This is a genomic window from Psychrobacter sp. ANT_H3, assembly GCF_027919975.1.
In the GTDB taxonomy this organism is placed as follows: domain Bacteria; phylum Pseudomonadota; class Gammaproteobacteria; order Pseudomonadales; family Moraxellaceae; genus Psychrobacter; species Psychrobacter maritimus.
Genome location: NZ_JAQISM010000015.1, coordinates 87,239 through 112,435, shown reverse-complemented (window position 1 = coordinate 112,435; position 25,197 = coordinate 87,239). Strand labels below are relative to the sequence as shown.

23 protein-coding genes are annotated in these 25,197 nt (G+C 40.2%); 21 read left to right on the top strand and 2 right to left on the bottom strand.

Annotated features, from left to right (window positions below):
• Positions 1–348: 348 nt before the first annotated feature.
• From PG901_RS08630 to PG901_RS08540, 20 genes are all read left to right on the top strand, one after another.
• The gene (locus PG901_RS08630; RefSeq protein ID WP_271134220.1) at positions 349–1,686 is read left to right on the top strand and encodes a DUF4910 domain-containing protein; all 1,338 of its coding nucleotides are present in this window, start codon (positions 349–351) and stop codon (positions 1,684–1,686) included.
• A gap of 369 nt (positions 1,687–2,055) precedes the next feature.
• Entirely contained in the window at positions 2,056–3,054 is a 999-nt protein-coding gene (gene pseB, locus PG901_RS08625) for a UDP-N-acetylglucosamine 4,6-dehydratase (inverting) (RefSeq protein ID WP_201565916.1), read from the top strand.
• Complete coding sequence (pseC, locus tag PG901_RS08620) at positions 3,055–4,221, top strand: UDP-4-amino-4,6-dideoxy-N-acetyl-beta-L-altrosamine transaminase (protein ID WP_271134219.1); 1,167 nt, start codon at positions 3,055–3,057, stop codon at positions 4,219–4,221.
• Positions 4,218–5,102 (top strand): aldo/keto reductase, encoded by an 885-nt coding sequence (locus PG901_RS08615; RefSeq protein WP_271134218.1) that lies wholly within the window; start codon positions 4,218–4,220, stop codon positions 5,100–5,102. The genes pseC and PG901_RS08615 overlap by 4 nt, the downstream gene beginning before the upstream one ends.
• Complete coding sequence (locus tag PG901_RS08610) at positions 5,099–5,998, top strand: Gfo/Idh/MocA family oxidoreductase (RefSeq protein ID WP_271134217.1); 900 nt, start codon at positions 5,099–5,101, stop codon at positions 5,996–5,998. The genes PG901_RS08615 and PG901_RS08610 overlap by 4 nt, the downstream gene beginning before the upstream one ends.
• Positions 5,995–6,750: an SDR family oxidoreductase gene (locus tag PG901_RS08605; protein WP_271134216.1), complete on the top strand. Its 756-nt coding sequence runs from the start codon at positions 5,995–5,997 to the stop codon at positions 6,748–6,750. Before PG901_RS08610 ends, PG901_RS08605 begins: the two co-directional genes overlap by 4 nt.
• Complete coding sequence (locus PG901_RS08600; protein ID WP_271134215.1) at positions 6,744–7,448, top strand: acylneuraminate cytidylyltransferase family protein; 705 nt, start codon at positions 6,744–6,746, stop codon at positions 7,446–7,448. The genes PG901_RS08605 and PG901_RS08600 overlap by 7 nt, the downstream gene beginning before the upstream one ends.
• On the top strand, positions 7,445–8,551 hold the full coding sequence (gene pseG / locus PG901_RS08595; RefSeq protein ID WP_271134214.1) for a UDP-2,4-diacetamido-2,4,6-trideoxy-beta-L-altropyranose hydrolase: 1,107 nt from the start codon (positions 7,445–7,447) through the stop codon (positions 8,549–8,551). The genes PG901_RS08600 and pseG overlap by 4 nt, the downstream gene beginning before the upstream one ends.
• Before the next feature lie 16 nt (positions 8,552–8,567).
• The gene (locus tag PG901_RS08590) at positions 8,568–9,215 is read left to right on the top strand and encodes a formyltransferase family protein (protein ID WP_271134213.1); all 648 of its coding nucleotides are present in this window, start codon (positions 8,568–8,570) and stop codon (positions 9,213–9,215) included.
• Positions 9,205–10,251, top strand: a complete 1,047-nt coding sequence (gene pseI, locus PG901_RS08585; RefSeq protein WP_271134212.1) for a pseudaminic acid synthase — start codon at positions 9,205–9,207, stop codon at positions 10,249–10,251. The genes PG901_RS08590 and pseI overlap by 11 nt, the downstream gene beginning before the upstream one ends.
• A 27-nt stretch (positions 10,252–10,278) precedes the next feature.
• Positions 10,279–11,217 (top strand): glycosyltransferase family 52, encoded by a 939-nt coding sequence (locus PG901_RS08580; RefSeq protein WP_271134211.1) that lies wholly within the window; start codon positions 10,279–10,281, stop codon positions 11,215–11,217.
• Between the two features lie 155 nt (positions 11,218–11,372).
• The gene (locus PG901_RS13700; RefSeq protein ID WP_442966878.1) at positions 11,373–11,648 is read left to right on the top strand and encodes a transposase; all 276 of its coding nucleotides are present in this window, start codon (positions 11,373–11,375) and stop codon (positions 11,646–11,648) included.
• Between the two features lie 80 nt (positions 11,649–11,728).
• Positions 11,729–12,568: an IS3 family transposase gene (locus PG901_RS08575; RefSeq protein ID WP_442966877.1), complete on the top strand. Its 840-nt coding sequence runs from the start codon at positions 11,729–11,731 to the stop codon at positions 12,566–12,568.
• A 153-nt stretch (positions 12,569–12,721) separates the two neighbouring features.
• Positions 12,722–13,852 carry a glycosyltransferase gene (locus tag PG901_RS08570; protein ID WP_271134210.1) on the top strand — a complete coding sequence of 377 codons (1,131 nt, stop codon included), beginning with the start codon at positions 12,722–12,724 and terminating at the stop codon, positions 13,850–13,852.
• Between the two features lie 2 nt (positions 13,853–13,854).
• A complete protein-coding gene (gene asnB / locus PG901_RS08565) occupies positions 13,855–15,813 on the top strand; it encodes an asparagine synthase (glutamine-hydrolyzing) (RefSeq protein WP_271134209.1) in 1,959 nt (652 codons plus the stop codon).
• Positions 15,814–16,247: 434 nt separating this feature from the next.
• Positions 16,248–17,231, top strand: a complete 984-nt coding sequence (locus PG901_RS08560; RefSeq protein WP_271134208.1) for a hypothetical protein — start codon at positions 16,248–16,250, stop codon at positions 17,229–17,231.
• A gap of 200 nt (positions 17,232–17,431) precedes the next feature.
• On the top strand, positions 17,432–18,586 hold the full coding sequence (locus PG901_RS08555; protein WP_271134207.1) for a glycosyltransferase family 4 protein: 1,155 nt from the start codon (positions 17,432–17,434) through the stop codon (positions 18,584–18,586).
• Between the two features lie 189 nt (positions 18,587–18,775).
• A complete protein-coding gene (locus tag PG901_RS08550; RefSeq protein WP_271134206.1) occupies positions 18,776–19,465 on the top strand; it encodes a sugar transferase in 690 nt (229 codons plus the stop codon).
• Positions 19,466–19,806: 341 nt separating this feature from the next.
• Positions 19,807–20,712 (top strand): bifunctional methylenetetrahydrofolate dehydrogenase/methenyltetrahydrofolate cyclohydrolase FolD, encoded by a 906-nt coding sequence (folD, locus tag PG901_RS08545; protein ID WP_271134205.1) that lies wholly within the window; start codon positions 19,807–19,809, stop codon positions 20,710–20,712.
• A gap of 104 nt (positions 20,713–20,816) precedes the next feature.
• Positions 20,817–21,299, top strand: a complete 483-nt coding sequence (locus PG901_RS08540) for a phosphate-starvation-inducible protein PsiE (protein ID WP_438656698.1) — start codon at positions 20,817–20,819, stop codon at positions 21,297–21,299.
• A 138-nt stretch (positions 21,300–21,437) separates the two neighbouring features.
• Here the strand turns inward: PG901_RS08540 and corA are convergent, their stop codons facing one another.
• A complete protein-coding gene (corA, locus tag PG901_RS08535; protein ID WP_201562999.1) occupies positions 21,438–22,661 on the bottom strand; it encodes a magnesium/cobalt transporter CorA in 1,224 nt (407 codons plus the stop codon).
• Positions 22,662–22,765: 104 nt separating this feature from the next.
• Positions 22,766–23,155, bottom strand: coding sequence for a DUF2237 family protein (locus PG901_RS08530; RefSeq protein WP_201562997.1), 390 nt, complete (start codon positions 23,153–23,155; stop codon positions 22,766–22,768).
• Between the two features lie 604 nt (positions 23,156–23,759).
• Between PG901_RS08530 and PG901_RS08525 the strand changes: the two genes are divergently transcribed.
• Positions 23,760–25,076 (top strand): ATP phosphoribosyltransferase regulatory subunit, encoded by a 1,317-nt coding sequence (locus PG901_RS08525; RefSeq protein ID WP_271134203.1) that lies wholly within the window; start codon positions 23,760–23,762, stop codon positions 25,074–25,076.
• The last annotated feature ends 121 nt before the right edge of the window (positions 25,077–25,197 follow it).

Below are 25,197 nucleotides of genomic sequence, written 5' to 3'. Positions count from 1 at the left end.
GTCTGTGATTTGGCGGATGAGATGTTTGAAAAGGGCCATGAAGTAAAAGTAGTATATTTTTTAGGTGAGGTCATGACTCGGCTAGCCAATCAAGGTATTGAAATTGTCAAAGTAAACCGCCCCGAGACTGTTAATGCTTCGACAATCCCCGGACGTTTTATTTCTTTATATCTACCATAATCCTATATATGCCAAATAATGAATTTAATTCTTTACAAAAAAACTACGGCACAGCATAATCATAGTAAGTGAGTTTTTATGAGTTGAAGCTCCAGTACTTCACCCAAGCGGTTACAAGCTTAGATAAAGTAAGGAAGATTCTCGTTTAGCCTAAAGGAGAACTAAGTAATGAAAAATATTGGTATAGAAATGCATAAGCTTTGTGAAAAGCTTTTTCCGATATGTCGTAGCATAACGGGCGCAGGCTTTCGAGAATCCTTAAAGATACTAAAAAATGATATGCAATTGAATGATTTGAATGTGTTTGAGGTAGCAACTGGTACCAAATGCTTTGATTGGGAAGTCCCAAAAGAGTGGAGTATTAGAGACGCCTATATCATTACTCCTGATGGCAAAAAGATATGTAATTTTCAAGTTTCTAACCTTCATGTGGTTGGCTACTCTATACCTATAGATCAAGAGGTATCGCTTGAAGAACTGCAGGAGCACCTATATTCATTGCCAGAGCAACCGAATGCGATACCCTATATAACCTCATACTATCAAGAAAGATGGGGTTTTTGTATCACTCAACAAGAGAGGGACACGCTCAAACCAGGTACTTATAAAGTATATATAGACAGTGATTTACGGGAAGGAAGCCTAACCTACGGAGAATTGATCATTCCAGGGGAAACAGAAGAAGAGGTCTTTTTATCAACCTATTTGTGTCATCCCTCAATGGCAAACAATGAGCTATCAGGACCAGTGGTAACGGTATTTTTGGCAAAGTGGCTTTTAAGCTTGCCGTTTAGAAAATATACTTATCGTATTATTATCATCCCTGAAACTATTGGCTCAATCACATATCTCAGTCGTCATCATGAAGCGATGAAACAAAACATTATTGCTGGCTTTAATATTACCTGTGTAGGCGATGATAGGGCTTACTCATATTTGCCTTCCAAAACCGGTGACACGTTAGCAGACCAAGTGGCAAAACATGTTTTAACCCACACGCATCCAGAGTTTGTCAGTTACTCTTTCTTAGACAGAGGAAGTGATGAAAGACAGTACTGTAGCAAGGGCATAGATCTGCCTGTATGTTCAATTATGAGGACAAAGTATGGATGCTATCCAGAGTATCACACCTCTTTAGATGACTTGGAGCTGGTCACTGCTACTGGGCTACTTGGTAGTTATGAAGTGCTAAAAAAATCGATTGAATGTCTTGAAGCTAATGAAGTACTTGCAACAAACTTTTTATGCGAACCACAACTTGGCAAGAGAGGTTTACATCCCACAATCGGTACCAAAGACAGTAGCTTAGTTGTCAAAAATATGATGGATTTTCTGGCTTACTGTGATGGAGTAAGCACAAATCTAGAAATAGCAGAAAAAATAAACGCCCCATTATGGGCGTTGCAAGATACTATAAATAAGCTGAAAGCGGAAGATTTATTGATAAGTGCTGACTTGGTTTCAGATCATGACGATCGTTATGAATATTCAAAATTGCTAATTTGACCTTTATATTAATGACTAATCTGCTTACTTTTCCACATTGAACACTGTGACCTATATTTTTTCTAAATTGTTTTTTCTAAATTGTTTTGACTGTAGATAACTGTAACTTCTTCTAATCAATAAAGATCTTTAGATTAAATGTATGAATAATCATATGTTTAAGCTAAAGATCTTTTTTTGATGATTAATTTTTGTCATTTATATTACGTTTAATTTATTTTTGCTGGTTATATATTTAAATATTGATATTAATAAATATATATATTCTTTATTTTGCATATTAATGTGTGTTATAGTTTTGTTAAGTTTATTACAGAATAAATAATAGAATAATATTTGGTAGTCTTGCAACTGGTAGAGGGATTTTACATGTTGACTAATAGCACTATTCTGATCACCGGCGGTACAGGTTCATTTGGCAATACTTTTTTACCAATGACCTTAGAGAAATATAATCCTAAAAAAATTATCATCTTTTCACGTGATGAGATGAAGCAGTGGGATATGGCGAAAAAATTCGTCGGTGATGATAGGGTGCGCTTCTTCATCGGCAATGTCCGTGATAAAGAGCGCTTATATCGTGCATTAGACGGCGTTGACTATGTTGTCCATGCTGCCGCTACCAAAATTGTGCCTACCGCTGAATACAATCCCTTTGAATGTGTAAAAACCAATATCAATGGTGCAATGAATTTAATTGATGCCTGTATTGATAAAGGGGTTAAAGGTGTGGTTGCGCTATCTACCGATAAAGCCAGTAGCCCGATCAATCTTTATGGTGCTACTAAACTTGCTTCCGATAAATTGTTCGTAGCTGGTAACGCTTATTCTGGAGAGCATGGCACTAAGTTTTCAGTTGTACGTTATGGCAATGTCATGGGTTCTCGGGGCTCGGTGATTCCTTTTTTCATGTCTATTAAAGATAAAGGTGTGCTACCGATTACAGATGACCGTATGACCCGCTTTATGATTTCATTGGAAGACGGCGTTAAGTTAGTTTGGCATGCATTCGAAGATATGATTGGTGGTGAGATTTACGTCAAAAAAATACCTTCTATGAGGATGACAGATTTAGCCCGAGTAGTTGCACCAGAAGCCAAGCAAGAAATTATAGGCATTCGTCCCGGTGAGAAACTGCATGAACAAATGATCAGTAGTGAAGACGCTCACTATACCTATGAGTATCCTGAGCATTTCAAGATTTTGCCACTGATACATAACTGGGCAGCATGTCCAAAACGAATCAAAGATGGCAAAAAAGTACCTAAAGGTTTCGTGTATGCCAGTGACAGCAATTCAGAGTGGATGTCTGACGACGATCTACAAGATTGGCTAGAGATAAACTGCGAAAAAATAGGGAGTATATAAATGATTCCCTATGCTCGCCAAGACATCAATCAGCAGGATATTAATGCAGTTATTGAGGTCCTTAAATCAGATTTTTTGACTCAGGGCCCTCAAGTCCCTGCATTTGAACAGGCCATTATAGATGCGTGTGATGCCAAGTATGCTGTTGCTGTTAATAGTGCAACATCGGCATTACATATTGCTTGTTTGGCTTTAGGGTTAGGTAATGACGATTGGCTTTGGACAACACCAAATACTTTTGTCGCTTCAGCAAATTGTGCTCTGTATTGCGGTGCCAAAGTTGATTTTGTTGATATCGATCCTCGCACTCATAATCTTTGCGCGAAACAATTGGAGAAAAAGCTTATTGCAGCGCAAAAGGTAGGAAAGCTACCCAAAATAGTAATCCCTGTGCATTTCAGTGGTCAATCATGTGATATGCAAGCGATCCATGAGTTGGCTAAAAAATACGGTTTTAGCATCATTGAAGATGCCTCACATGCGATTGGTGGTAAGTATAAGGGCGAACCTATTGGTAATAGCCGCTATAGCGATATCACTATATTTAGTTTTCATCCGGTCAAGATAGTCACCAGTGCTGAAGGTGGCGCTGCCGTGACCAATAGGGCAGATCTAGCAGAAAAAATGTTGCTACTGCGTAGTCATGGTATTACCCGTGATGAACAGTTGATGACGCAAGATATGGATGGCCCTTGGTATTATCAGCAAATTGCATTGGGCTTTAACTATAGAATGACAGAGTTGCAAGCCGCTCTTGGGCTATCACAAATGCAACGGTTAGAAGCGTTTGTTATCAAGCGTCACGAGCTAGCGTCTCGCTATGACAATCTACTTCACGATCTACCAGTCACCTTACCGTGGCAACACCCTGACAGTTATTCAGCTAGGCATTTATACGTCATTCGTCTGCAATTAGAACAAATTAACATCACCCATCTTGATGTATTTAACGCGCTGCGAGCGGCAGGGGTTCTAGTTAATCTGCATTATATCCCTGTACATACGCAGCCCTATTATCAAAAGATGGGGTTTGCGTCTGGTCAATTCCCTGAAGCGGAAAAGTATTATAAAGAAGCAATCAGTATCCCCCTGTTTTCAGCGATGACTGAAGGGCAACAGGACACTGTATGCTCGACGCTGAAAACCATATTGAGTAAAGAATCATGAATAGCCTAGCGCACAGTCACAAGCTTGCGCTAGGAACGGCGCAATTCGGACTGAAATATGGTCTAGCTAATGCTGCAGATAAAGTACCACGTGACATGGTTGAGCAGTTACTTAAAGTAGCCAGTGCATTTAATATAACAATGCTCGATACCGCTATTGCTTATGGTGACAGCGAACAAGTCTTAGGTTTGTATAACCTTGCAAAATTCGAAATAGTAAGTAAGTTACCGGCAGTGCCATCCAATTGTCTAAACGTAGAAGAATGGGTGCTAGAACAAACAATGTCTTCATTAAAGCGTTTAAAAACTGACAAATTGAACGACTTGTTATTACATAGGCCAGCCCAGTTGCTAGGGACAAACGGAGAGAAAATATATAAGTCGATATTAAAACTCAAAGAGCAGGGCATGGTGGACCAGATTGGCGTTTCTGTTTATGGTCCTGATGAATTATCCGAGCTTATCAAAAGGTTTGATTTTGATGTTATTCAAGCGCCTATGAATATATTTGATCGGCGCATGGAGCACACAGGAATGCTTAAACATTTGAAGAGAAAAGGTGTAACTATCCATATTAGATCAGCATTTTTGCAAGGTCTTTTATTGATGCCAAGTGAAAAGATTCCAGTATATTTTGCGCCATGGGCACCATTAATTAAACAGTACCATCAGTGGTTAAATCAACAAAGCCTCTCTCCTTTGCAGGCCTGCTTAAGCTATCTTAACCAACATAGTGAGATCGATAAAATTATAGTCGGAGTAGATGATATTTGGCAGCTGAAACAAATAATTGCTGCAATTGATACTTCCATCACTGACATTCCTGACTTCTTACAATCTACAGATGAAGGTTTACTTAATCCGTCGAGGTGGCAGCGATGACATTAAAATTGGGAGTCGTCGGCTCATCTGAAGGTAATGGGCATCCTTATTCTTGGAGCGCCATCTTTAATGGTTATGATTCGGTGGAAATGGAAAAATGTGGCTATCCTGTCATACCACGTTATTTAGAGCAGCAACAATGGCCTGCGAGTCAAATCAAAGAGGCAAGAGTTACTGCTATTTGGACGCAAGATATCGCACTTTCTCGGCACATTGCCAAAGCCGCAAAAATCGAGCATGTTGTGACTTGTTATACAGATATGATTGGGCAAGTAGATGCCGTTCTGTTGGCGCGTGATGATGCCTATCATCATTTGCAGTATGCCGAACCATTCTTACGTCAAGGCATCCCTATTTATATAGACAAACCTATTGCACTATCCATTAATGATTTAAATAAGTTATATGCATTAGAACAATATTCAGGTCAGATTTTCACCTGTTCAGCGCTCAGATATAGCAAGCAGTTGATGTTGAGTGAAGTAGATAAGCAAAAACTGGGAAGCATTAAACAGATCACCGCATTTACCCCAAAATCATGGTCTAAATATGCCGTTCATATTATTGAGCCTGTGCTAAACATGCTCTCTGAGGGTGACGAGATAGTCGAAATGACTGCTCCTGCCTCTCATAGAAGTGATGGCTCGGGTAGCCTAATGGTTCGCTGGGAAAGTGGTATACAGACCAATTTTTTTGCGCTTGGTAATGGACAGTCTCCAATCTCGATTAGAGTATTTGGTACGGATAGTTGGATGGACTTTACATTTACAGACTCATTCTCAGCTTTTAAAACTGCTTTGCAGACTTTTATATATGGTATACAAGAAAAAAAGGTAATGTCAGACAAAGCGTTTAATACAAGGGTTGTTCAGTTGCTTGAAAGAGGTTGCCAATGATAGAGACAATCTTGATTACTGGTGGTACAGGTAAATTCGGCAGGCAATTTGTCAAGCATTTTGCAACTAAGGGCTGGCAGGTGTTATTTACGACGACCTCTCAAGATAATGCCGATAGTTTAATAAAAGAGATAGTTGGCGACTGTTGTTTGATGCCACTAATAGTTGATTTTACTAAGCCGCAAGCAGTACAGGACATCATTAAGCAAGTTCAAGACTCTGGTTATACCGTTAATCACTTGGTAAACAATGCGCGTAGTTTGGATTTTTTGCAGACAGACTCATTAGGTCAGACAAGCCGCGAAGATTTTTTAGCAGAGTATTTGATGGACGTCATCGTGCCTTATGAGCTATCAATAGGGCTGTTCAATACTCAGCCAAATGAGCTAAGGACAATCACTAATATAGGCTCTCAGTATGGTGTCGTCGCTGCCAACCCTGCTTTATATGAGGATTATCCAAAACAGTCGCCGATTCAATACAGTGTTGCCAAAGCAGCATTGATACATTTAACAAAGGAGTTGGCTGTACGTTTTTCTGATTTCGATATAAGGGTTAATTGTATTGCCTATGGCGGTGTCAGCGGTCGCGTCGATGATAGCTTTGAAGCCAGATATGCAAAGCTTACGCCAAGCGGTCGTATGCTATCCGAGTCAGATCTCATAGGGCCTCTAGATTTTTTAGTTTCAGAAAACTGTAAAGCAATCAATGGTCAAACCATTCAGGCTGATGGTGGGTGGACATTATGGTAAAGCGTAGAATTGCCATTATTCCTGCTCGCGGCGGGTCGAAGCGAATCCCGAAAAAAAACATAACCGATTTTAATGGTCTGCCGATGATTGTATGGACGATTAAAGCGGCGGAAGAATCTAAATTGTTTGATCGAATCTTGGTAACTACCGATGATTCAACGATAGCTGAGGTGGCTATAAACGCTGGTGCGGAAGTACCTTTTCTGCGTACTGATTGCGCTGATGATCACTCCACAGTAAGCGAGGCTACAACATTTGCTTTACAGCAGGCTATGGATTATTGGCAAGAAGAGTACAACGTGGTGGTTCAGTTGATGGCTAACTGTCCATTACGTACCAGTGAAGACATAAAAACATTGGTGTCGGTATTTGAAACAGAGCAGCGCACCGCTCAGATCAGTTGTTTTGAATATGGGTGGATGAATCCGTGGTGGGCGGCGACGATTGATAAGTTAGGCAGACCCAAGCAGATTTTTTCTGACACTCTGACTCAACGTTCTCAAGATTTACCCAAGCTCTATTGTCCAACGGGTGCTATTTGGATATCTACAGTGAAAGCACTGGTAACCCATAAAACGTTCTATTCACCAGATCATACATTTGAGCCTATATCATTAAAAAGCGCCATGGATATAGACAGCTATGAAGAACTAAAGATTGCAAATGCATTATTACTAGCCAGTGATTACTCGCCATGACAGCAAAAGAGTACAAGATTGTCTTTCGTTGTGATGCTTCTATTCAGATAGGATCTGGTCACGTCATGCGTTGCTTGACTTTAGCTGATGAGCTATCTAGGCAAAGAGCTAAGAGTTTTTTTATATGCCGTCAGCATGATGGAAGTTTGATTGAGATTTTACAGCAGCGTGGGTATCAAGTGTATACGCTTCCTTTAGAGCATGGCTTAGGTATTGAGTTAGAAAGTAAGGCTACACTTGCTCACGCTGATTGGCTGGCTAGTACACAACACAGAGATGCGGAATTAAGTATCTCGATAGTAAAGGCGATACAACCTGATTGGCTAATCGTTGATCACTATGCACTAGATGAGAGTTGGGAAAAGAGACTGCAACCTTATTGCAAAAAGCTAATGGTTATCGATGATTTGGCAGATCGAAAGCATGATTGTGACGTCTTACTTGACCAAAACTTTGGGCGTGATCCGCAAGACTATGCCGCCTATGTTAATGAAGATTGTGAATTACTGTGTGGATCTAACTATGCATTACTCAGGCCTGAATTTGCACAATGGCGAAGATACAGCTTAGAGCGGCGTCAGCATAATAAATTGGCAAGTATTTTGATTAATTTAGGGGGGGTTGATAAGGATAATATTACAACCAAAATCCTGAAAGGACTGCAAACGAAATCTTTACCTGATCACTGTTCAATGAATATCGTTATGGGTTCGACATCGCCATGGATTGAAGCAGTAAAACAACAAGCCGCAATAATGCAGTGGCGTACGGTAGCAAAGGTAGGGGTAGATAATATGGCTGAGCTAATGGCCAATAGTGATTTGGCTATCGGCGCCGCAGGGTCCACATCATGGGAGAGATGCTGTTTGGGACTGCCGACCATTATGCTGGTTTTGGCAGATAACCAACGGGATATTGCTAACGTATTAGAAGATGTAGGAGCCGCACTGACCTTTAATATAAATAAGCTGGAAGCTGAGCCATTAGCACTTGGACAATGTATCGCTTCAATCGTACCTAAAATGAGAGCAATGAGTAGGGTAGCTAGTGCGGTTACTGATGGGCTAGGAGTAACACGGCTATCTAAAGTTTTACTCCGATAGCTCTAAAGGAAATGTTATGAAAATCAGCTTCTTATGTAGTAATCCTAGACACCCCGTCAACGACTATCTATATGCATGGATAAAAAAGAACAATAGCAAACATGAGATAGAGCTAGTACGTCAGAAAAAGGATCTGTCCGGAGGTGATATATTATTTCTCATTTCCTGTACAGAGATTATAAGTAGGCAAGAGCGCAAGGCTTATATTAGCTGCTTGGTACTGCATGCCAGTGACTTACCTAAAGGTAGGGGTTGGAGCCCTCATATATGGAGCATTATAGAAGGTAAGGAGGAGATAACTCTGACACTACTAGAAGCTAATGATGAGGTAGATAGCGGCAGAATATGGCAAAAGCTAAGATTTCAAGTACCCAAACATGCACTATGGAATGAAATTAATGCTCAGTTATTTGAAAAAGAGATTGAGTTAATAGATTTTGCGGTTAGTAACTTTAAGAGTGTCTCACCTAAGCCACAAGATCCAAATATAAAACCGACGTATTATCCAAGGCGGACACCAGATGATAGTGCAATTGATCCATTTAAAAGTATTGAGAGTCAGTTTGATAAAATTCGAGTCTGTGATCCTGATCGATTTCCTGCGCATATAGAGCTGTATGGAAAGAGATATAAGATTATTTTGGAGAAGGTAGATGACAAATAATATTCATATTGATGGTCGCATCATAGGTCGTAATCAAGCTCCTTATATCATTGCTGAGATGTCGGCAAACCATAATGGTCAACTTGATGTGGCTCTGCGTATTATAGAAGAGGCCAAACGCGCCGGTGCTGACGCCATTAAAATGCAAACGTACAGGCCTGATACGATTACTTTAAAGTCAGACTTGCCGGATTTTCAAATTTCAGATGGCTTATGGGCTGGGCGTACTTTATATGATTTGTACGAGTGGGCTCATACCCCTTGGGACTGGCATAAGCCACTGTTCGATTATGCTCGTCAGTTAGGTATTACGATATTTAGCTCCCCTTTTGACAGCACCGCTGTAGATCTACTCGAGGATCTAGGAGCACCTGCATACAAAATAGCTTCTTTTGAAGCAGTTGACTTAGCATTGATTAAGTACGTTGCTAGCACTGGCAAGCCGATGATTATATCTACTGGTATGGCCAGTGCTGAGGAGATAGAAGAAGCGATAGATGCTGCACGTGTAGGCGGCTGTAAGGAGCTTGCTATTTTGCACTGTGTCAGTGGTTACCCAGCGCCTGCTGCAGATTATAACCTGCGTACTATTGCAGATATGATAGAGCGGTTTGGTTTGGTCACAGGTTTATCTGATCACACTCTTGATAATACCACAGCAGTTACAAGTGTCGCCCTTGGAGCCTCTATCATCGAGAAGCACTTCACCCTTGATCGTAATGGTGGTGGACCAGATGACAGTTTTTCATTAGAGCCTGCAGATTTGGCCGCCTTATGCCGTGATACCAAAACAGCTTGGCAGGCGCTTGGGCAGGTAAATTACAGCCGAAAAGCCAGTGAAAAAACCAACACTAAGTTTCGGCGCTCATTGTATTTTGTAAAAGATATGGCAGAAGGCGATACCATCACTGAAGATTCTGTACGCAGTGTGCGTCCTGGATTTGGTTTGGCGCCAAAGTATCTAGCTAACATTATAGGTAAAAAGCTTACTAGAAAAGCGTTAATGAATCACCCTGTAACTATTAGTCACATTTAGATCAAAAAATATAAAAATTAGAATAATATGAATAATTTACTGATTATAAGAACTCCATTTCAGGCCTGGCTAGCAGAAAGAGTGCTAGAGAAAGAAGAAATTGATAATTTTGACTTGATTTATTTTACGCACAATAATTCTATAGAGGATACTCATTACTACAAAAAATTATCTCTTAAGGCTAATAAGTCTGAATATATCTTTGTTTTACCGCAGAGGATTAATATTCTATCACTCATTACTTTTAAGATCCGTTCTAGGTCCTGGTATAACTACTGTCAATACAACATTATTCTTTGTGCAAGTATTGATAGTTTTTATATTACATCTTTGATAAGGTCAAATCGTAACTGTAGATTAATAACGTTTGATGACGGTACTAGTAATATCGATACCAAAAGTTCTTATTCATATTTTCAAGAGAGTAAAAGTGTAAGAGATCGTTTTTATAGGTTTCTATTGAATGCACTATCATTAAGTCAGGTCAAGAGTTTGATTGATAGACATTATACTATGTACGATGGTTATGAAAATATAGTCGACTCTAGTAAGTTAGTTTTTTTAGATAAGCTAAAAAGACCTTCCTATAAGAAAAATAATGCGACCAAAACTTATTTTATAGGAACTCCTTTTGAAGAGATAATGAGCGATAAAGAGATAAAGAAACTAGAGGGTTTTTTAAAAAACTGGGAGTTTAGTGCGTACGTTGCTCATCCACGAGAAACAAGGTTGCTTAAAATCGGAGCTAAAACCCTAGATAAAAAAGGGCAAATAGCTGAAGAAGCTATTCTAAAAGATGCAAAAGATAGCTCTATTATATTAATTGGTGGTAACTTAAGTTCAGTAATGCTAAATATTGGATATGTTTGTCAGGAAGTGAGAGTTATCCTGCCACAGGAATCAAAGATAACACCTAATATATCTGAGATGAGTATAGAGTCTGGATTTAAAGTTACTCTTATTTAGTATAGGAGCACCTTACAGCTATAATATTGTTCAATGGAAAAACAAGTAATTAAAAGCATGATTTTCTAAAAATCTCAATTTTTTAGTTGATGAGCTATGCTGAAAAAATCGTAGAGATAAACTTGGTAAACTAATAACTCGATCAGGAGTTTATCATGACCAAGAAAATGCAGAGCTACAGTGCTGAATTTAAAGCAGAAGCGGTCAAAAAGATAGCAGACAACAATGGTAACTTGAGTGCAACTGCTCGGCAGCTAGGGATAGCGATGCAAACGTTATCTAATTGGCAGAACAAAGCCAATCAAGGCAAGCTTAAAGGGTCTGAGCAATATGCCCCACAATTAGCAACTGCGCTTGAAGAGATAAAACAGCTCAAGCGACAACTTAAAGCGGCCGAAGAGGAACGAGAGATATTAAATGAGGAGGGATAAAGCGAAGCACTGCCTCGCCCCGACGCAAGATGAGAGCTATGCTCGAATGAGGCTACCGCGTACTTTGCCAGACACAGCTCATGAAGTACGCTTTTATAAGAACTAATAGACCTCTCTTCACTGTCGCAAGCACGTGCAAGGTCTCAGCTATTAAGCCATCACGCTATTACGACTGGAAAAATCGCGACATTAGCGACCAACAGATACATCGCAACCATTGCGAGCTACTAGTTAAATTAAAGCTGCTCACAGCGAAACTCGTAAGCGCTACGGTGTTGATCGATTGCATGCATGCAAAGCTGACAGAGCAAGGGTTTGATATTAGTTTATACATGGTCAGAAGTATCTTTGATGAACATGGCATCAAATGCCGTCGCCACAAGCGCTTTAAAGTCACCACTGATTCAAACCATAACAAGCTGATCTATCCAAACGTGCTGGATCAGAAGTTTGACGCCAGTCGACCTAATGAATCTTGGGTCAGTGATATTACTTATATCTGGACAAGCGAGGGCTGGCTATACTTAGCTGGAATTAAAGACTTATATACCAAAGAGCTGGTCGGCTACGCTATCAATAAACGCATGACAGCAGACTTAGTATGCCGTGCACTCAATATGGCAGTCCAGAATAAACGACCTAGCCAAGCGCTGATTGTGCATTCTGATAGAGGCAGTCAATACTGTAGTTATGAGTATCACAAGATCATCAAACAATATAGGTTTACAGAATCAATGAGCGGTAAAGTCAATTGTTTCGACAACGCTCCGATAGAAAGCTTCTCGGGTGAGGAGCACTGCTCCGCAAGGAAGAATGAGCTGGTGTATCACCAAGACTATGAAACAAGAGCTCGAACCATCAACGATATCATTAAATATATCGAGCTGTATTATAACCAGACTAGAATTCAAAAGGGTTAGGCTATAAACCGCCAAGACAGATGTGGTTTGACTTTCGCCGTCAGGCTGCGTAATTAAAGTCTCCCAAGTTTGTTTATACGGATTTGACAGCAGGGGTCAAAAATCAAGATAGATGTGAAAACTCTAAATAAATAGCTCTATAAGGTAAGCGAAATGAAAATTTTGATGGTTATAACCAGCTTAGGTGTGGGAGGTGCCGAAAAGGTAGTGACAACGCTAGCTGACCGACTTGTGAATATGGGCCACGAGGTAAATATCGCTTATTTGACAGGTGAGGCATTGGTTGTTCCAAAAAACAAAAGCGTAAGAGTAGTAAACTTAGAAGTCAAATCGTTCCGTAGTCTAACAGGTGGCTACCTTAAGTTGCGTAAATTGATTGATGACTTCAAACCTGATGTAGTACACAGTCATTTGATACATGCCAATATACTTTGTCGTACCATGCGCCTATCAACGAATATACCTAGACTAATTAGCAGTGCTCATAATACCGATGAGGAGGGATGGACGAGGTTTTTAGCTTACCGTTTAACAGATAGAATCACCGATATTTCTACAAATGTCAGTGATGAAGCAGTTGAAGCTTTTATCCAAAAAAAAGCTGTGCGACGTGGAAGGATGCTAACTTTACATAATGGTATTTCTACTGCCGATTTTGTTTTTTCTGAACAAGCAAGAAGCTATATCCGAAGTGAGTTAGGGGTTACAGAAGGTCAGCAGTTAATTTTAGCGGTCGGCAGACTAAATGAACAAAAAGACTATCCTAATCTTTTAGCAGCCATATCACATGTTTCTCTTAAATGTCGAAATGTTAAGTTAGCAATAGTTGGAGACGGGCCTCAACTTAATGAGCTAAAGGAATATGCGAACTCACTTGGCCTGAATAATAAAGTCAACTTTCTTGGAATTAGGACAGACATTCCATCGTTGATGTCTGCGGCAGATGTTTTTACGCTATCTTCAGCTTGGGAAGGTTTTGGGTTAGTAGTCGCTGAAGCGATGGCTTGTAATCGAGTCGTGGTTGCTACCGATTGTGGCGGCGTAAAGGAGGTAGTAGGTGATGCAGGTTTTCTGGTTCCTCCCAAAGACTCTCGTAAGCTTGCTGCTACGCTTGAACTGGCTTTGAACTTAAGTGATGATGAACGTTTACAAATAGGTGCTAAGGCTCGTCAGAGAGTCATAAAGCACTACTCATTACCGGCCGCTGTACAAAAGTGGATGCATTTGTATTCAGCACCTATACATGATTTGGAAACTCCTTTCTCAAGCGAAATACCGAGGTAGCTATGTGTGGCTTAAATGGTTTTTTTAATGTACATGCTAGTAGTTACTCTGCTACTACTGCAATACTAAAGATGAATGATGCTCTCTATCATAGAGGTCCGGATGCTGGCGATAGTTGGTTGGATGAAACTATGGGATTGGCGCTTGGTCATCGGCGTTTAGCCATTCTAGAGCTGTCGCCTGCAGGCGCACAGCCTATGCATTCTAATTGTGGACGATATGTGGTTGTATTTAATGGTGAGATATATAACCATCTGCAACTACGTCAACAGCTTAATCAAGAAGGCTTCTTACTCGAATGGAAAGGTCATTCAGATACCGAGACTATGCTCGCTTGTTTCGTAGCTTGGGGTATAGAGAAAACACTACAAGCTATGGTAGGTATGTTTGCCATTGCTCTATGGGATAAGCAAACAAAACTCCTGACTCTAGCTAAGGATAGGATGGGTGAAAAACCTCTATATTGGGGTTGGCAGGGCGATAGTTTGTTCTTTAGTTCTGAATTAAAAGCTTTGAAAGCGCACCCGATGTTCAAAGCAGACATTGATCGTGATGCAATCACGTTACTGTTGCGTCACAACTGCATCTCTGCTCCTTATAGTATTTATCAAGGCATTAAAAAGTTGCGACCTGGTTATTGGTTACAATTACCCTTAGCAGAATTGGAAACAGCTAAAATAGCGGTACCCCAGGCCTACTGGCGTTTTAATACGGTAGTTGAATCAGGGCTACAAAATCCTTTTACGGGCAGTCCAGAGCAAGCAGTTGATATTTTAGAATCAGCACTTGTAGAGAGTATTGGCAGTCAAATGCAATCAGACGTTCCACTTGGTGCTTTTTTAAGCGGTGGTATAGATAGCAGTACAGTAGTTGCATTAATGCAGGCGCAAAGCGAGCGGCCAATTAAGACGTTTACGATTGGTTTTGAGGATGAGGCATATAACGAGGCAACACATGCAAAAGCTGTGGCTAAGCACATTGGTACCGAACATACTGAGCTTTATATAACCCCTAGAGATGCTTTATCAGTGATACCGAAATTATCGTCTATATACTGTGAGCCATTTTCAGATAGCTCACAAATCCCGACCTTTTTAGTCAGTCAGTTAGCCAGTGAGCATGTGACGGTTGCCTTAAGTGGTGACGGGGGTGATGAGCTATTTGGAGGCTACAATCGCTACCTCATGGCTCAGCAAGTTTGGAATAAAAATCGTAAACTGCCTAGACCAATAAGAAGATTGGCGTCGACGACACTGACTGCTTTCGCACCCAAGAGCTGGGATGCTATGTTCACAACGCTTAATCCTATTCTCCCTAAAAAATTACGGTTGAGTGCTCCTGGTGATAAGGCTCACAAGCTAGCAGGTGTGCTAAATATTGATAGTGAACAGGATTTTTACCAGTCATTGACCAGTCATTGGCAGCAGCCTGAGACGTTAGTCATAGGTGCAAAAGAGCCTAGTACGTTGATAAGTGACATAAATTGTTGGCCGAAAACAGATAGCTTTCAACATGCGATGATGGCTATGGACGCACAGACTTATATGACTGATGATATTTTGGTAAAGGTTGATCGCGCTGCTATGGCCAATAGCTTAGAGACGCGAGTGCCGATGCTCGATCATCGTATTGTTGAATTAGCCTGGAAAATGCCATTAGATTACAAAATACGTCATGGGGAAGGTAAGTGGTTGCTGAAGCAGGTACTATTTCGTCATGTCCCTCGCCAATTGATTGAACGACCTAAAATGGGGTTTAGCCTACCTTTACACGATTGGTTACGTGGTTCATTACGGGATTGGGCTGAAGCATTATTAGATGAAACGCTATTACTGCAGCAAGGTTATTTTTATCCCGCACCCATACGTATGATGTGGACAGAACACCTGAGTGGTAAATATAATCATCAAGATCAACTCTGGAATATATTAATGTTCCAAGCCTGGCTTGAGACCCAGTGATTTATATGGAATGATTTATATGGATAGCAAAATTATGATTATATTTATTTTTTTGAATGTATGTAATTATTAGACTACAATCAGCAAGACACCTTTTAAAACGTAGTCGTACAAAGCCAGTAGGTTAAATTAGAATTTAGAATAATACCCCAATATTATAATCACAACAGTTCCTTGATAGTAGCCGAAACAGACATGCAATTTTAATCTTTTATTAAAAATATAGAGACAAACTAATGTCAGACCTAAGTTGGATTTATACGTATGGATTTTTAGGTATCAGACTTTTTGAGTTACCTAGTCTGCTGATATGCTTGTTGCTAATTGTTACTGTCGGATACAAGTTCAGAGTTCCATCTAATTATCAAATAGTATTGGGGTTGCATTGTCTAATTCCATTTTTCTTAAATGATTTTTTGTTCAGTACGTCTTATATGCCAGACCAGTTTAGATACTGGCGCGGAGTCAATGCAATCAGATCTGGAGAACTGGGTTTGATTGAAGCATTCACAGGTGGTGATAATGTCTTTCAAGCCAGTGCTATGCTTGCACTGTTACCATTTCCAGCTCCTGTTTCTCCTATTAGTTTAGGATTCTATAATACTTTTCTCTATATCGTTTTGTTCTTCGTTTTATATGTCAAAAACATTTTTACAAAAGTATCAATATGGTTTTATCTGTTGTTTCCAAGCATGGCTCTATACACAGCGCTAAGCTTGCGAGAAACTCTCATTCTATTTTTTATGGTGCTCACTATTGTCTATGCGCGTGAGTCGAAGATACTTAAAAGTATTTTATTTATTATTCCTTTATACCTAATTAAATTCCAGAACTTTTTTATTTTAGGTCCTATTGTGTTGATGTATTTTATTTTTAATGTGGCCAAAAAGGGTATGGGGTTAGCAAAAGTAGTAATTATAAGCCTGATTAGCCTAGCTGGATTGCTTCTTTCTGCTCCGATAGCGATTCCTCAAATTAATCATTTTAGGGCCGCTATGTTTGTAGAAGATGGAGGTAAAGCTGAAGAAATCATGCTTATTTCTGGAGTGGGAGATTTTGTTGTCGAAGGTTTGACGTCGGGTATTTACTTCTTGTCTAAACCATTTATATGGGAAGCGAGCGGCCTTTTACCTTTGATTCAGTCATTTGAAAATTTATTTATACTTGCTATTTTGTTTCTGATAACACGTAAAGCTTGGATGAACAGTCCTGACAAGCTCGCTTTTTGGTTGTTATTTATGGCTTTATCCATGTCTGTATATGGCTTAGTTGTATTCAACTATGGGACAGCTGTTCGTTATAGATATCCATTCGTTATGATATATGTACTGTTCGTATGTGCTGACTGCGAAATTCGCACGTTATTTCCTAATGAGACACTTCCAAATAAGAACCCACTTCCTAAAATCAATCAGTAAAAATTCTTAACCACATCTCTCAAAGGTATAAATATAAATTATTTATGTCTTTCTATTGTAATTAGTATGAAAACCACCTATATTATATTTATATATGTGAATATATAAATATACTTTGAGTCAAATTTTAATTTGCAGTATTAATAATGATATTCATGGCTATTCTCTTTATACGATTTAAACAATTAAGCTGAAAAATTATGCCTAAGAGAAAAAGGTTTCTAATATTTTCTAACTGTTTGCATAATGTATTGAATTTTAGAGGCAAGCTTTTGGAATGCATTGCTCAATTAGGATATGAGATACATATCGTTGCTCCTGTTTTAGAGAAATATGCTGCAGACCATAAGGAGTTTATAGGTCGTGGATATCATGTTCATCAGATTGCTATGCAAAGAACTGGAACTAACCCAGTTAAAGATATAAAAACCCTTTTTCATAGTTATCAGATATTAAATAGAATCAAACCAGAATATGTACTCTCTTACACTGTAAAGCCTATGGTATATGGAACGTTAGCAGCATGGCTGGCTAAAGTACCTTATCGTTTTGTGTTGATATCAGGATTAGGTTATACCTTTCAGCAAGTAGAAGAGACCAACAAGCGTAGCATTTTTCAAAAATTTGTACATGCGCTTTACCAACAAGCATTAGCAAAGTCTTCTAAGGTGTTTTTTCAGAATACAGATGACTTAAGTTTATTAAGAAAACTGAATATAGTTCAGCCAATCATTCCAACAGTAGTAGTGAACGGCTCAGGGGTAGATTTAAATGATTTCAATGTATCTCCATTACCTAGGAATGAGTCAGGGGGCGTCAAGCCATCCTTTTTGTTGATTGCTAGACTGCTCAAAGATAAAGGAATAGTGGAATATGTTGAAGCATCCAAACAGATAAAGAGAGAATATTCTGATGCCGAATTTCATCTAGTAGGCTCAATAGATGAAAACCCAGCAGCCATTGAGCAAGCACAGTTAGATCAATGGATAGCAGATGGCGACATCATCTATTGGGGTCAGCTTAGAGACGTTCGACCTGCCATAGCGGCCAGTTCAGTCTATGTATTGCCGTCTTATCGCGAGGGTACATCACGCTCTGTATTAGAGGCCATGTCAATGGGACGAGCCATTATTACGACGGATGCTCCAGGGTGTAGGGAGCCTGTGACCAATGGTATAAATGGTTATTTAGTTCCCGTCCAAGCCATTGATGAGTTAATAGATGCCATGCGTCAGTTTATAGAGCATCCCAATCTTTATGAGCAAATGGGGTTGGCCTCTAGAGGTATTGCGGTCGATAAGTATGACGTTAAAAAGGTAAACGCTCATATGATAGTGGAGATGGGTTTAGGTTAGATTTTTATATCGGAATATATCTCTTAAGCATCGTTTTAGGAAATACATAGTCTAATTATTTTTTATCTTGGAAGCTACTTTACCTTATATATTCGTTTATAAGGATTTATTTATTTAAAATTTGCTATATAAAAGAAAAGCATTATGGGTTTGGGTATATCGTGAACTGCTCTACATAGGAGGTGTAAAATGCTTAAAAGGATGTTCGACGTGAGTATTGCTCTAATGGCCTTAATCTTAATGTTGCCTATTTTTATCTTGGTGGCATACAAAGTTAGGAAGAATTTTGGAGCACCTGTATTATTTCGTCAAGCTCGGTCTGGCCTTGATGGTAAAACATTTGAGATTATTAAATTTCGGACAATGAGCGATGATAAAGATTCAGAAGGCAATCTCTTGCCTGATGAGTATCGTCTTACAGATTTTGGTAAGCAACTTCGAGCGAGTAGCTTCGATGAATTACCCCAACTATGGAATGTGCTCAAAGGTGACATGAGTATAGTAGGACCGCGGCCTCAGCTTATAGAGTATTTACCATTATATAGTGAAGAGCAGTTTAAGAGGCACTTAGTGAAACCAGGAATCACTGGTTATGCTCAAATCAATGGTCGTAATAACATCAGTTGGGAAAAACGCTTTGAGCTTGATATTTGGTACGTTAATAATCAATCGATGTGGTTAGATATTCAAATATTATTCAAAACAGTGGGGCTGGTTATTAAAAAGCAAGGTATTTGTGCAGAGGGAGAAGCTACAATGAGTCGATTTACTGGTAATAAGCAACGAAGGTATAAAGTTATAAACGCTAATGTTAGAAGAAGCCTGCTAAGATATCGCCGTCTTAATAGGCATTTTTCAGAGCGTGATATCGATATTTAGTTTGGTATTAAAAAATAAGATGTATCAGTACGATGCTTTATTAGAAGAGTATTCAGTTATATAAATTACCTGCCGCTTATAGAAGCGGTGGTTGCTTAGTCAGCTTATAAAAGTTATTGAATACCTAAAGTCGGTCTATTAGGATTTAATAGCTCGACTTTTTTATGGCCATGTTATTAATTATTACCTTTGAATAGGATGCTAGGATTTTTTAGCCCAGACAGGTACAATATCAGTCTCAATTAACGGTCAAAAAGAATTGACCGAGCATAAGACAGGCATGCAAAGATACTGCAGGCGCTGTCTTTACTTTTTTTATCGCACCCTCTATTGGAGTTACTATGTCAATTGCGTCTATTACGTCAACTGCCCAAGGATCTGCTACCGTTTTGGACGGTAAAGCACTTGCTAAACAAATAGAACAGCAACTGAGTACGCGTGTAGACGCTATTAAAGCTAAGACAGGACGTACCCCAAGCCTAGCGACGATATTGGTCGGTGACGATCCTGCGTCTGCGACTTATGTGCGTATGAAGGGCAATGCTTGTAAGCGTGTCGGTATGGATTCTATTCGCGTTGAAATGCCAAGTGCGACAACGACTGCAGAGCTGATGGCAAAAATAGACGAGCTTAATAGCAATCCAGACGTTCATGGTATTTTGCTGCAGCATCCAGTACCGGCTCATATCGATGAGCGTGCTTGCTTCGAGCAGATTGACTTGGCAAAAGACGTCGATGGTGTGACCTGTCTTGGCTTTGGTCGTATGGCGATGCAGCAGTCCGCTTATGGCTCATGCACCCCGCAAGGTATCATGCATTTACTAGAGCACAATAATATTGAGCTTGCTGGCAAAGAAGCCGTGGTCGTAGGCCGCAGTGCAATTTTAGGTAAACCAATGGCAATGATGCTATTAAATGCCAACTGTACCGTAACGATTTGCCATTCAAGAACGCAAGATTTAGAGTCGCATATTAAGCGTGCTGATATCGTGGTTGGGGCAGTAGGCGTACCAGAGCTGATCAAAGCTGATTGGATTAAAACCGGCGCGGTAGTCATCGATGCAGGTTTCCATCCGACTGATAATGGCGGCGTTGGTGATATCGAATTGCAAGGCGTAGAAAATATCGCTAGTGCTTATACGCCAGTACCAGGTGGCGTTGGCCCTATGACGATTAATACACTTATTCGCCAAACCGTTGATGCGGCTGAAAAATCTGCTGGTTTAGACAACAGTGCAGTCAGCTAATGAAGCCGCTGTCAGAGCAAGAACCAGAACAGCAATCGGAACAGAAAAATAGTAAAGTCCATCAAGTCCAACAAACCAATGCCGCTCATGTATCAAAGCCAAATATGGGAATACATGAGCGCATGCAACATATCGGCCGTGAGTTTGTCGATATTTGCCACTATATTATTTTGTTTTTGATTAGTGTGGTGGTGGTTTGGACAGCGGGCAAAGAGTTCTTTGTGATTTTTCAAAAAGGCTCAGCAGATTTAAAAGATATTTTATTACTGTTTATTTATCTAGAGCTGCTGGCGATGATTGGGATTTATTTTAAAACCCATCGTCTGCCAGTGCAGTTTTTGATATTTATCGCGATTACCGCTTTGTCACGACATTTGGTCGTCGATGTGCAGGCGGTATCAGATAACTTCCATTTATGGTTATTGGCAACGATTTCCTTTGCCATCATGGTGCTCAGTGCATCTATTGTGATATTAACGTGGACGGCGAAGATGTTTGGGCGACCAGAAGATTATTTGGATGATCATCAAGTGACCAGTACCGAGCATCATCTACCAAGCGTCGATAGTAAGCATTATCGTAAATAAGGTTTGTTTGATAAATACCATTGATGAATGGTTGTTACTAAATCGCTGCAAATGAATAGTTGTTAATTTTTAATAAAAAAGGGTTGCCAATTAAATGGCAGCCCTTTTTTTATCTGAAATCTGAGAAAGCCGCTTAAGTTACAACCAACCCAAGCGTTTAAAATTAAGATACAAAAAGCTACATAGCGAGATAATAACTGCCATGATAACGAGATAAGAATACTGCCAATGCAGCTCTGGCATAAAATCAAAGTTCATTCCATAGATACCAGCAATCGCCGTTGGTACCGCTAAAATACCTGCCCAAGCGGCAAGCTTACGTACTACCTCATTCTGTCCCATATTGACCATAGCAAGATAGGTATTCATCACCACGCTTAGCATCTCATTTAAGCCGTTAATGGCATCTAAAGAATGTAGCAAATGGTCATTCACATCTCGGAAGTAGGGTTTAGCAGCGTGAGAAAACGGGGAGATTAAGTCGCTTTTATCGTGATTAATAAAGAAACTACAGATGTCTTGCACCGGTAAAATCACCGCACGCATATGTACCAGCTGGGATTTTAATTCATATAAATTTCTAAGCGTTTCTTTATTAAACTCATAAGTAAAAATGTTACGTTCTTGCTCGCGTAGATAACTGCCCAAACGATCGGTAATCGGCATATAGTTATCGACGATAAAATCGAGAATGGCATGCAGGACAAAGATAGGTCCCATGCGCAGCTTTTCTGGGCGACGATGACAGTGCTCGCGTACGGGCATATAAGAGTTAGAAGGACCGTTGCGAATGGTAATCAGATAGTTTTTGCCCATAAATATCGCGGTAGTGCCATAGCGAATGATATTGTCTTCGAGCTTGGCGGTACGTAGCACCACAAATATCATGTCATTTTCGTAGTTCTCAACCTTGGCGCGCTGATGTTCGGCAAAGGCATCTTCAATCGCCAGCTCATGTAATTCAAAAGCATCTCTGACTTTGACCATGGTTTCTAAACTGGGGTCATAGAGACCAAGCCAGATAAACTGACCACTATTGCTTAAAGCGCGACTGACATCATTCAGCGCCACTTTATTTACTTTTTCGCCCGTTTTACGCGAGTAAGCATAGCAATTGACCACTTCGTCATCGCTAGATAAATCGATATCTTCATAGCGTTCAGAGTCGGGGTCATAGACGGTCATCGTCTCAATCGTATCCTCGACCGTCGCGTCCGCATCGCCATAAATATAGCTGTCATAGCTATCATAATTGTCTAAATAAGAGCGCTCATCGCCCATGTTAGGGTCGATAAGGCTGACATTAGAGTCAGGTGTGATACGAGTTGTCGGTTTGACAATCAGGTCATCATCTTGTTTCATACCTTCTCCTTTAGTCTGTGGTTAATATTAAATAAATATTAATTAAAATAGATTATGACATGCGACCAAAATGAATTTTTTTCTGCAAATTACTTGTCTGTAAACTACAATGCAAAGCGTTTTAGCGTCTCGATATCAACCAGACTTAATAAGCTTTCGTGACAGGCTTCAAGTTTTATTTGCGGAGCAATATCGAAGTCTAAGGCTTCAACCCAGCGTAGCGCACAAATACACCAGTAATCACCAGGCTGTAGACCGGCAAAGCCATACTCAGGCAGCGGCGTAATCAAGTCATTGCCACGACTGGCAGAAAAGTTTAAAAATTCGCTGGTCATCTTAGCGCAAACGGTATGCTGACCAACATCGTGGTTGCCGGTATGACAAAAGCCATTGCGGTAGTAGCCAGTAAGCGGATCAAAACAACAGCTGGCAAGGGCAGTGCCGAGGACGTTGGTTTGATTAATGGCAGGATTTGGGTGGTAATCAGTTGACATAAGGCTTTCCGAGATAAAATATGTGTTAGTGTAACATGAGTCTACCGATAAGGCGTTAGGCAAGCAACAGACTGCAAACGCTTCAGGCTGACAGAAACAGTAATACTAATAAGCAGTGATGTTAAGAAACGGGGTTCTAGAAAATAAGTAAAAATCATGAAAGATAGTTAGCATAAATAACTCCGTGTTACTCTTATCAATGATAGGTATTACTTTTTATTTTCATTTATTCGTTCTGAATGCATACCTTATTAATAAGGAAGGCTATAAACCTTTTGACCATGAATTAGATGGTAATTGGGGTTAATTGTCACTAGGCGAAGCTTGGCTGCTATGCTAAACTAAAGCATAAAGTGCCTTGATTATTTATCATAGTTTTCTATCGCATAAATTTTAGCGCATAAAGATACTCGTCTTATCATCCTAACTTATACTTATTACTCACCCTTTTGCGGTCACCTAGTTTGCTTATAGATAATTGGGTCAGTGATGTTGCGCGTCAAAAATACAAAACGCCTTACATCCCTGCAATTGTAAATACAACCTTTTAGTACCGCATCAGTACCGCGTTTTTGGTAAGCGATACGCCAAACAAGGATTCATTGTGTCTGCCAGTTCTGATTTTGCAAAACCTGCCCAGTCAAATACGACAAAACCAGCGGCGACTCAGCCTGCTGATAATCGTGCTACCGCTAATGGCCTGCCATATCTAAGCAATTTTGCCAGCGATGTGGCCAATAACAGCTGGCTGCTGCCTGATGGGGTCGTCGATGTGTTGTTTGAAGATGCCCATAAGCAAGAAGTACTGAGACATCAATTGATCCAGCAGCTTATTAGTCATGGCTATGAGTTGGTCAATCCGCCGATGATTGAGTTTACCGAGTCATTATTGAGTGAGGCCTCTGAAGATTTAAAGCGCCAAACCTTTAAGATTATCGATCAGCTGACCGGTCGTTTGATGGGCGTGCGAGCTGATATTACCCCGCAGATTTTGCGTATTGATGCCCATCACGGCGGTAATGGCATTGCGCGTTATTGCTACGCAGGGGACGTGATTCATACCTTGCCTTCAGGATTGTTTGGCTCGCGTACCCCGCTACAGTTGGGTGCAGAGATATTTGGTTGCGGCGAACTTGCAGCCGATATCGAGCTGATAGATGTGCTGTTTAGTATGGTCAATAGCTTGGATATGAGCGCGGCGCTGCATATTGATTTGGGTCATGTGGCGATATTTAAGCGTTTAGCGGCATTGGCTGAATTGTCTGATAATGACACCGAGCAATTGATGCATCTTTATGCTAATAAAAATTTACCAGAGCTAAAACGTGTTTGTCAGTTACTGACAATGGGTGATGATTTTTACGCATTGGCGCGCTTTGGTCATGATATGGCAAAACTGTTAGACACACTGTCAGATACTGCCAAACAAGATACGCACATTGTGACGGCTGTCGATGAGCTACAACGTCTAAAAGTACACTTAGAATCGCAGTGGCAGACGCCAGTAAGTATCGATGTGACCGAACTGTCGGGCTATCATTATCATACCGGTATTATCTTTAACGGCTATATCAATAGTGAAACTCAGCCACTGGTACGTGGCGGCCGCTTTGATGGTATGCAGAGCGTGGGGCAATTAAGTGCGAAGCAGCCACGTGAAGCGACAGGCTTTAGTATGGATGTCAGCCGTTTGCTGGCGCACACACAGCTTGAGTCACCGATTATTGTATTGGTTGATTATGAGGCATTACAGCAGGCTAATGCTGATAAAGCACAAATGCAAATATTATTGCAGCAGGTCACAAGCTTACGTCAGCAAGGCTACCGCGTCACTATGCCATTAACGTTCGATGACCGTCCAGCAGCGATGACGCATCGTTTAAACTTTGCGAATAATCAGTGGCAGCTAGAAACCGTTTAAGCTTAAAAATCACTTAACTCTAGAAGCTATTTAAATATAAAAACTGTATTTTAAATCTAGAATCTATTTAAAGAAATATCATTAAATGACTGGGTTATTAAGTCGCTAAAGAATGACTTTT